Genomic DNA, 6,244 nt, shown 5'->3' on the forward strand with positions numbered 1-6,244 from the left:
GGAGATGGGTCTCGAATGATCAAGAAAGATCTTGGACTGCTGCTTTTGATCGTCGTTGTCGGCGTCGTCGTCGCCATCATCAACCCGCGCTTCTTGCTGCCGATCAACCTCGCGAACACCGCCAACCTGATTGGTCTGTTCGGCATCCTGTCGATGGGTCAGGCCTTTGTCATCATTACGGGCGGTATCGAGCTTTCGGTGGGCTCGCTCGTAGCGCTTCTTGGCGTACTGTTCGTCGATTTCATAGCGGTACAAGATATGCCCTGGACGCTGGCACTGCCGCTCATTCTCCTGCTCGGCGCCGTCATAGGCGCCGTCCACGGTTGGCTCATCACCCGGCTCAACTTGCAGCCCTTCGTCGTCACCCTTTGCGGCCTCCTGATCTATCGCGGGGCAGCGCGCTTCTATACGGCCGACGGAACGGCGGGATTTGCTTTCGGCCAGAATTTCCCGGAGCTTGAGTTTCTGACCGCCGGGCGGTTCTATGGCATTCCGAGCACCTTCATTGCTATGGTCGTCATTTCCGTGGCCATGTGGCTGGTGCTTCATCGCTCTGTCTTCGGACGTTATCTTTACGCGGTTGGAAAAAACGAAGAGGCTGCTCGCTATTCAGGTATCCGGACTGACCGCTTGGTTATGACAGCCTATGTCATCTGCGGACTGCTTACGGCGCTTTCGGCGATCTATTTCGCCATGTACACGCGCTCGATCTCGCCGGCGAGCCATGGCCAGTTCTACGAGCTCTACGCGATCGCCGCCGCCGTGCTCGGCGGCTTTTCACTCCGTGGCGGTGAGGGATCGATCGTCGGGGTCGTGCTGGGCACAGTCCTACTGCAAGAGTTGCAAAACCTTGTAAACCTGCTCGGCATTCCTTCGTCGCTGAACTTCGCCGTCATGGGTGGCGTGATCCTCATCGGCGTCCTGATCGACCAACAATGGCATTCGATCCGCGCAAAGCGACGCCTCGTCTCCGCCGCACGGCAGACTGAATCCCGTCGTCCAAACGAAGGAACCTTGCCGGTGGTTGCTAACCGGGAATAGATGCGGCCACACTCGGCGAAGAGTTGATCGCCTGCTCGTTTCTGGAGTTCATGTCATGACCATTGAAGCCATGACCAACATTGGTCGACCGTGAACGCGGAACATCTTTTCACGTGTACCTTCCTTCCAAGGAGGGGTGCGGCTTGAGAGATATCCATACGAAATCGATTGCGCAAACGTTTCGATGACGTTAGCGTGATCATATTCGCGGATCCCGGGAAAGCCTGTTCGAGTTGGAGTTCCGCTTGGGAGGATAATTTGAGCAGCTTCCTTGTAGTGCTGCTGGCGAAAGCCGGAGGGCACGCATGACCACTATTTCCGCGGTCGCAAGGGCGGCCGGCGTTTCTGTCTCCACGGTTTCGCACGTTCTTAACAAGACCCGCTACGTGTCGCCCGAAAAGGCGAAGCTCGTCATGGAGGCTGTGGACGCGATTGGCTACATTCCAAACGCCGTTGCGCGCTCGCTCAAACTCTCCTCGACAGGTACAGTCGGCTTGGCGATTTCCGCGATTTCGAACCCTTATTTCAGCGACATCATTTGCGCGATCGAAGCCGAGTGTTCCAAGAGAGGCTTGATCGCATTTTTGTGTGACACTCAGGACGATCCAGATCGAGAACTGGAGCTCGTCCGGCATTTGCATCGGCGCCGCGTCGATGGGATTATTCTTGCCCCTTCGGGCGATCCAAAAAGATCGTTGGACTACCTTATCGACTGCAATCTTCCCTGCGTGCTCGTCGACAGGCTCTCCGATGATCGTTTCGATCAGGTCGGGACCGATAACACGGCGGCTATTCGCATGCTGGTCGATCATCTCGGTGCACTCCATCACGAACGGATCGGAATCATCCTGGGTCAGCCCGGATTTGCGACGACCGTGGAGCGCACGAAGGCTTTCCGGGCTGCCATGGCGGAGAAGGGGATAGAGGTGCCGCCTGCGTTCATCAGCAATGGCAATAGCAGCACCGCAGACGCCACGGCTTCGACGCACCGGTTGCTGGAGCTGAAGGAGCCACCCACAGCAATCCTGGCCTCAAATAATCTTGCGATGATCGGCACCATGAGAGCCATTCGGGAACGCGGTCTACGCGTTCCCGTGGACATATCCGTGCTCGGAATCGATGATTTCGAATGGGCGGATTATTTCGAACCGCGCCTGACGCTCATGGCCCAGCCTTGTGACGAGATTGGTTACAAAGCAGCAGATCTCCTGATCCAACGGATCGGCGATAAACATCTACCTCGGCAGACCGTGCGCCTGTCGCCAGTCCTGCGTATCCGTCAATCGTGTGGAGAAGCAGCATGAATAATCAGGTTGTTCTTTCGGCGAAAGGGGTCACCAAGCATTTCGGCGGTGTTCAAGCGCTACGTGGCGTGGATTTCGATCTCAAAGTTGGAGAGATCCATGCCCTGCTTGGGGAGAACGGCGCGGGCAAATCAACATTGATGAACCTGATGTCGGGGGTGCATACGCCGGATCGGGGAGAGATCTTCATCAACGGAAACCCCGCGCGATTTTACACCCCCCGCGATGCACAAGCCGCAGGAATCGCGACGATCTTCCAGGAATTGGATCTCGTTTCGAGTTTGAGCGTCGCGGCCAATCTCTTTCTTGGTCGCGAGTTGGTCCATCGACACGGCATGCTGGACGGAAAGGCGATGTTGCGCGAAGCCCGCAACAGACTGGAAGCGATTGACCGTTCAATTGATCCGGCTCAGCTCGTAAGCGAACTTTCAATCGGCCAGCGCCAGGTTGTCGCCATTGTCAAGGCGCTGTCTTATGCGTCGCGTGCTCTGATTATGGACGAGCCAACAGCTGCCTTGACCGCTGGGGAAGTCGATCGCTTGTTCGAAATCATGCGCGGACTCGCATCATCAGGCGTAGGTATCGTCTATATTTCGCATCGGCTTGAGGAAGTCCCGCAGATTGCCGATCGAGTGACGGTGATGCGCGACGGTAGAGTAGCTGGCGTTACCGAACCGAACGCGCCGCAGGCCAAGTTGGTACAGCTTCTCGTCGGCCGTCCATTGAGCGAGCTTTACCCGCCTCGATCCGGTCATGTCGGAGATGTGCTTCTGCGGATGCGGCAGGCGTCCTTCCGTCCGCATCGGCCGTCACCCGGGTGGCGGGCCCCATCTAAAATTGATCTGGATGTTCACCGCGGTGAAATTGTCGGTTTGGCTGGTGTGATGGGCGCGGGCCGGACGGAGCTTCTGAGCGCTCTGTACGGGACGGGCGTGCCGGGAAGATGGCAGGGCGAGGTTACAATTGACGGCAAACCGGCAAGGCTCAGATCCATCGCCGCTGCGCGCAGAGTTGGTCTCGCATTCGTAACCGATGATCGGCGCGGTGCCGGACTTATGTTGCGTATGTCTGTTGGCCTCAATCTGGTGATGTCGATCATTCGGCGGATATCGCCGAATGGCTTGTTGTCTGCGCGTCGACAGGACGATGCGATTAAGAACTCGTTCGGGAATTTCGACATTCGTCCGAAGAACCCCCGGATCGCGGTGGGTGCTCTTTCTGGCGGCAATCAACAGAAGGTCGTCCTTGCGAAGGAGGTATTGGGCAATCCCAGCTTGTTGCTTCTCGACGAGCCGACCCGTGGTGTTGACGTCGGAGCGAAGGGGGAGATTTACACTCGCCTGCGCAAATTTGCCTCGGACGGATTGGGCATTCTTGTCGCTTCAAGCGAAATGCCGGAGCTGATCGGCTTATGCGACCGAATAGTGGTTCTCCGCGACGGCTGCAGCGTTGCCGAATTTTCCGGCGGCGTGGGCGAGCATGAGGTTCTGGCCGCTGCCAACGGGAGGGAGGGATGATGTCCGAACAGCAGATCACGTCCAATCCAGCGATACAGCCTGCTAAGCGTATTGATCCGCTTGCTGTGATAGTGCGCTTCCAAAGCCTGATCGGCCTTGTGCTGGTCTTTGCCGGCGGCATCATATTCTCTCCCCGCCGGCACGGCGTTATCCTGTTTCTCCAGCCCGACAACATCGCCAACATCGTCCGCGCGGTATCCGAAACCGGCATCATCGCGATCGGGATGACGTTTGTGATCATCACCGCCGGGATCGATCTATCGGTCGGGGCGACCCTTGGTCTTGCGAGCGTTGTTACTGCAACGCTGATGGTCTCTGGTGGCTTCGGGCTAATTACGACGGTTGTGGCGGTGCTCCTGATGGGAACTTGTTTCGGGTTGGTCCAAGGAGCAATCTCAAGCAAGTTTCGGCTCGAAGCATTCATCGTGACCCTTGCGGGGCTGCAGGCTGCTCGAGGCCTGGCACTCGTGGTCTCGGGAAATCAATACATCAATATATCGTATGGCGAGGGGCCAGGCCTTGCTCCGCCGATCTTCGCAATCCTGGGCGGCCGTCTGTTCGGCAACGTCGTTCCGGTAGCCACCATCGTCTTTCTGATTTTCGCCTTCATCGCCACGATCCTTCTCAATACAACGCGGTTCGGCCGTTACGTCTATGCGGTTGGCGGAAATGAGCGTGCCGCCCGCATATCGGGCGTTCCTGTCTCGGCGATCAAGATCGCCGTCTATGCCATAACAGGCTTTGCATCCGCGCTAGCCGGCATCGTCCACGCCGGCCAATTCAACTTCGGTAGCGCCAATGATGGCACCGGATACGAATTGACTGCCATCGCCGCCGTGGTGATTGGAGGAACCAGTCTGTTTGGCGGCGCGGGTTCCATGGTCGGAACGATCGCCGGCACGATCATGCTGGGTGCCTTAGCCAATATTCTGCAGCTCAACAACATCACGCCAGCGATGCAATTGCTTGCCACGGCGGCAATCATTGTCTTGGCGGCAGTCCTTCAATCCCTCGTTCGTCGCCGCGAAGGGTTGGGCAGGTAATGTGGCGGCACCTCCCGGAAGGTGGATCCGGGATCAATGTGGAGGAGAAAGCAATGATACGGACTACATTTCAGTCATCAAATACCTGGCGAATCCTGCTACTGGCCTGCTGTTGCGTCGGTTCTGTGAGCGTGGCCCAAGCTGCCGATCCGCTCGTGAAGGCTTGCGCCAAAGACGGCGAATTCGTCATCGGCTTCTCGCAAGCCAACAACGCTGAGCCATACCGCCAGCATGTCAACGATGAGCTGGAGGCGGCCGCCAAGGCGGTCCCCCAGTTTACGCTGCAGATTGCCGACGGGGCCGGCAATGTGAACACTCAGACATCACAGGTCGACAATTTCATAACGCAAAAGGTTGACCTCCTGTTGATATCGCCTTTCGAAGCGGCTCCGCTTACCCCTGCCGTCAAGCGGGCAATGGACGCGGGTATCCCGGTCATCGAACTCGATCGTAAGACGAACGGTGAAGCCGGCAAGGACTACACAGCTTTCATCGGTGGCGATAATTACAAGATTGCTTTGGCAGCCGGCGAATATACGAGCAAGACGCTTCTTCCAGATGGCGGCGAGGCTGCCGTGCTGGAGGGGCTGCCGAGTTCGACACCGGCCGTCGAACGGCTGAACGGCTTCAAAGATGGTGTGAAGGCCAATCCTAAGATTCAGATCGTTGCAGAACAGGCAGCTGACTGGCTGCCGGACAAAGCGCAAACGGCTTTCGCGGCTATGTTGCAGGCTCATCCCGATATCAAGATGGTCTATGCCAGCAACGACATGATGGCGGCCGGTGCGCTGCTTGCTGCAAAAGGCGCCGGCAAGAGCGTGAAGATCATCGGCACCGACGGCTTGCCTGGCCCTGCCGGCGGGATTGAAGCGGTCGCGAAGGGTGATTGGTCCGCGACCTTTACCTATCCCACGGGCGCGAAGGAAGCGATCGACATGGCAAAGTCGATATTACTCGATTGCGCCTCGTCGGTGCCGGCAACCGTCACAGTCGACACCACCGCGATTACGCCTGATAACGCCAAGCAGATGATGGGTAAATAAAACCCGACACTCCCCCGGCCGGCCGCGTCCGATCGGCCGGGTGGAGCCGAATCGGTTGGCTGGAGCGCGGAAATTCATATGCATGTTGAGCATGCAGGCCTTGCCTGTCGGCATCTCGGGCGGTGCGAATCACCGCCATCCAAGCCGCCAAACCTGCGTTTTTCGGAGCCTGTTTTGCCGGCTCTGATGCGCGTTTTGGTTAAGCATTTGTAATTCGGTCACGAATCGCGGCATATAGTAACTGCGCAACTGAAGCGCTTTCGTTCAAAATTGCGCAGTTACGCAGGAAAGAGATC

General features: G+C 57.6%; 5 protein-coding genes. All 5 read left to right on the top strand.

What is annotated here, in order from left to right; translation table 11 throughout:
- Window positions 1-15 precede the first annotated feature (15 nt).
- The 5 genes from NL154_RS25405 to NL154_RS25425 all read left to right on the top strand — a co-directional run bounded on the left by NL154_RS25405 (window position 16) and on the right by NL154_RS25425 (window position 5,948).
- The gene (locus NL154_RS25405; RefSeq protein WP_210631894.1) at window positions 16-1,041 is read left to right on the top strand and encodes an ABC transporter permease; all 1,026 of its coding nucleotides are present in this window, start codon (window positions 16-18) and stop codon (window positions 1,039-1,041) included.
- 305 nt (window positions 1,042-1,346) lie between these two features.
- A complete protein-coding gene (locus tag NL154_RS25410) occupies window positions 1,347-2,345 on the top strand; it encodes a LacI family DNA-binding transcriptional regulator (RefSeq protein ID WP_434734247.1) in 999 nt (332 codons plus the stop codon).
- Window positions 2,342-3,862: a sugar ABC transporter ATP-binding protein gene (locus tag NL154_RS25415; RefSeq protein ID WP_210631896.1), complete on the top strand. Its 1,521-nt coding sequence runs from the start codon at window positions 2,342-2,344 to the stop codon at window positions 3,860-3,862. Before NL154_RS25410 ends, NL154_RS25415 begins: the two co-directional genes overlap by 4 nt.
- Window positions 3,862-4,905 carry an ABC transporter permease gene (locus NL154_RS25420; protein WP_210632205.1) on the top strand — a complete coding sequence of 348 codons (1,044 nt, stop codon included), beginning with the start codon at window positions 3,862-3,864 and terminating at the stop codon, window positions 4,903-4,905. Before NL154_RS25415 ends, NL154_RS25420 begins: the two co-directional genes overlap by 1 nt.
- 53 nt (window positions 4,906-4,958) lie before the next feature.
- Window positions 4,959-5,948, top strand: coding sequence for a substrate-binding domain-containing protein (locus NL154_RS25425; protein WP_434734369.1), 990 nt, complete (start codon window positions 4,959-4,961; stop codon window positions 5,946-5,948).
- The last annotated feature ends 296 nt before the right edge of the window (window positions 5,949-6,244 follow it).

It is taken from the genome of Rhizobium sp. YTUHZ044, assembly GCF_051123975.1.
GTDB lineage: Bacteria > Pseudomonadota > Alphaproteobacteria > Rhizobiales > Rhizobiaceae > Rhizobium.